This window comes from Hydrogenophaga sp. (genome assembly GCF_041633695.1).
Taxonomy (GTDB): Bacteria; Pseudomonadota; Gammaproteobacteria; order Burkholderiales; family Burkholderiaceae_C; genus Hydrogenophaga.
On record NZ_JBFJMY010000435.1, the window covers coordinates 1 to 3,475 of the forward strand.

The 3,475-nt window shown below is 64.5% G+C and carries 2 protein-coding genes; both read right to left on the minus strand.

The genetic code is table 11. The annotated features are described in order from the left end of the window. Positions 1–2,752 (minus strand): efflux RND transporter permease subunit (locus ABYB95_RS19615; RefSeq protein WP_372660746.1); only part of this gene is annotated, 2,752 nt, incomplete at its 3' end. Next, the coding region (locus ABYB95_RS19620; protein ID WP_372660750.1) for an efflux RND transporter periplasmic adaptor subunit at positions 2,749–3,475 on the minus strand (727 nt) is incomplete at its 5' end. The genes ABYB95_RS19615 and ABYB95_RS19620, both read right to left, overlap by 4 nt.

Sequence of the window (3,475 nt, forward strand, 5' to 3'; positions counted from 1 at the left end):
GCAAATACAGCAGCCAGATACCCCCCACCAAGGCAAACGGCAACGTGGACATGATCAACAAGGCCTCGCCTGCGGTTTTGAACGTGAGGTACAGCAGCACAAAAATGATCAGCAGGGTGATCGGCACCACCACTCGGAGCTTGATCAGCGCGCGCTCCAAGAATTCGAACTGCCCCGACCAGGCCAGGGAATAACCGGGTGGCAACGGCACCTGGCGGCTCACCGCTTCTTGCATCTCCCGCACGGCCGATCCCAGGTCACGGCCCCGGATGTCCACATAGATGTACCCCGCCAGCCGGGCGTTTTCGCTGCGCAGCATCGGCGGCCCGTCGTTGATGCGGATGCCGGCCACGTCCGACAGCAGCAGTTGCTGGCCACGCGGGCTCACGATGGGCAGCGCACGAAGGCTCTCCAGCGAGTCCCGAAAATCCCTGGGATAGCGGACGTTGATCGGGAAGCGCTGCAAGCCCTCCACCGTCTCACCGATGTTCATGCCACCCACCGCCGTGGCGATCACCGACTGCACATCGGCGATGTTCAGTCCATACCGCGCCGCCGCATCGCGCCGGATGTCCACATCCACATAGCGGCCGCCCGTCAAGCGCTCGGCGAACGCGCTGGCCACACCCGGCACCGCCTTCAGCACCTGTTCGATCTCGGTGCCCAGGCGGTCGATGGTCGCGAGATCGGGGCCCAGCACTTTGACGCCCACCGGGCTTTTGATCCCTGTGGCCAGCATGTCCAACCGGTTGCGAATGGGAGGCACCCAGATGTTGGTCAGTCCCGGCACACGCACGGTCTTGTCCAGCTCGTCCACCAGTTTTTCCGGCGTCATCCCGGGCCGCCACTGGGCGCGGGGCTGGAGCTGGATGGTGGTCTCGAACATCACCAGCGGTGCCGGATCGGTGGCGGTGACCGCGCGCCCCGCCTTGCCGTACACGGTTTTGACCTCGGGAACGGTTTTGATGAGCCGATCGGTCTGCTGCAGCAATTCGGCCACCTTGCCCGCCGACAAGCCGGGCAAGGCGGTGGGCATGTACAGCAGATCGCCCTCGTCCAGCGCGGGCATGAATTCGCTGCCGATGTGCTGCAAAGGCCACAGGCTGGCCAGCAGCAGCAGGCCCGACAACGCGATGGTGCTCTTGGGAAAGCGCAGCACCCGATCCAACAAAGGCCGGTAGAGCGCGATCAGCCAGCGGTTCAGTGGGTTCGCGCCCTCGGGGGGAATGTGCCCGCGAATCAGATAACCCATCAGCACCGGGATCAAGGTCACGGCCAGCGCTGCGGCAGCGGCCATGGCGTAGGTTTTGGTGAAAGCCAGCGGCGCGAACATGCGCCCCTCTTGCGCCTCCAGCGTGAACACCGGCAAAAAAGACAAGGTGATGATGAGCAGGGAAAAGAACAAGGCCGGGCCGACTTCGGTCGCCGCATCGCCAATCACCCGCCAACGGGCTTCGCCCTGCAAGCGCTCGCCGGGGTGCACACGGGCCCAGGCCTCCAGGTGTTTGTGGGCGTTTTCGATCATGACGACCGCCGCATCCACCATGGCGCCCACGGCGATGGCAATGCCTCCCAGCGACATGATGTTGGCGTTCACCCCTTGCTGCTGCATCACGATGAATGCCATCAAGATGCCCAAGGGCAGCGAGACGATGGCCACCAGTGCCGAGCGCAAGTGAAACAAGAACAAGGCGCACACCAGCGCCACCACCAGAAATTCCTCCAGCAGTTTGAAGCCGAGGTTCTCGATGGCGCGTTCGATCAGCCCGGAGCGGTCGTAGACCGGCACGATCTCGACCCCCGGGGGCAGGCTGTGGCGCACCTGTTCGAGCTTGGCTTTCACCGCCGCGATGGTGTCCCGTGCGTTCTTGCCCGAGCGCATCACGATGATGCCGCCCACCGCCTCGCCCTCGCCGTCCAGCTCACCAATGCCCCGGCGCATCTCGGGCCCGAGCTGAACGCGCGCCACATCGGCCAGGTGCACCGAGACACCTGCGTCGGTGGTCATCAAGGGAATGGCCCGGAAATCGTCGAGTGTCTTCAAATACCCCGAAGCGCGTACCATGTATTCGGCCTCACCCAGCTCCAGCACAGAGCCCCCGGCTTCCTGGTTCGCTCGCTGGATCGCCTCGACAACGGCGCCGTGCGGCAGCTGATAAGCCGCCAGCCGGGCGGGGTCGAGCACCACCTGGTACTGCCGCACCATGCCGCCGATGGTGGCCACTTCCGCCACATTGGGCACGGTCTTCAGTTCGAACTTGAGAAACCAGTCTTGCAGAGCCCGCAGTTGAGCGATGTCTTGCGTACCCGAACGGTCGACCAGCGCGTACTGGTAGATCCACCCCACTCCCGTGGCATCGGGCCCGATGGACGCGCTGGCATTGGGCGGCAAGCGCGACTGCGCCTGGTTCAGGTACTCCAGCACCCGGGTGCGTGCCCAGTACAGATCGGTTCCGTCTTCGAACAACACGTACACATAGCTGTCGCCAAAAAACGAATAGCCGCGCACCACCTTGGCACCGGGCACCGACAGCATGGTGGTGGTGAGCGGATAGGTCACCTGGTTTTCCACCAGCTGCGGCGCCTGCCCTGGCCAACTGGTGCGGATGATGACTTGCACATCGGACAGATCGGGCAAGGCATCCAGCGGGGTGCGTGCCAGCGAGAGCGTGCCCCAGACCGAGAGCACGGCCGTGGCCAGCAAAACCAGAAAGCGGTTGGCAATGGACCACCGGATGAGGCGGCCCATCATTTCAAACCCCCAACTGCCGGGGCTGCTTCGTCGCGCCGAAGGCTTTCGATCAGCGGCACCTCGCCGTCTTGCATGCGAAATTCGATCTCCACCGTCTGGCCAACCGCCAAGGTCGAAGGGCTTAGCTTCGGCGCCAGTTGGAAGTCCATGCGCATGGCCGGCCAACGCAGCGAGGGAATGGGTGGGTGGCTCAGCGTCAAGGTCTTGCCGTCCATGGCTTCGATGCGCGCGCGGGTCGTGTGCACCGCAGCGGCGGTGGTCTCGGGCTGCGGTTCCAAGGCGCTCTGCCCCGGGTTCAGACGGGCCTCCACACCTTTGAGACTGGCTTCGGAATCGATCAGAAACTGCCCCGACAACACCACCCGCTGCCCGGCGGTCAAACCGCGCCGGATTTCGGTCTGTCCACCGCTCTCGGTGCCGATCTCCACCTCAACCGGGCGGAACCGCCCCTGTTCTTCGGCCAACATCACCAGGCTGCGCTTGCCGGTTTGGATCACGGCTTCTGTCGGCACCAGCACGGCGCGCTCAGTGGCCTGTCCCGCCAATTCCATCTGAACGAACATGCCCGGAACGAGTTGGCCGCGCGGGTTGGCGATTTCCATGCGCACCTTGAGTGTGCGGGTTTTGGGGTTCACTTGGGGCAGCAAAGCCGCCACCCGGCCTTCAAACGATTGGCCCGCAAGCGCTGGGGTTTGCGCCACCACCCGCGCCCCGGGTTGCAGC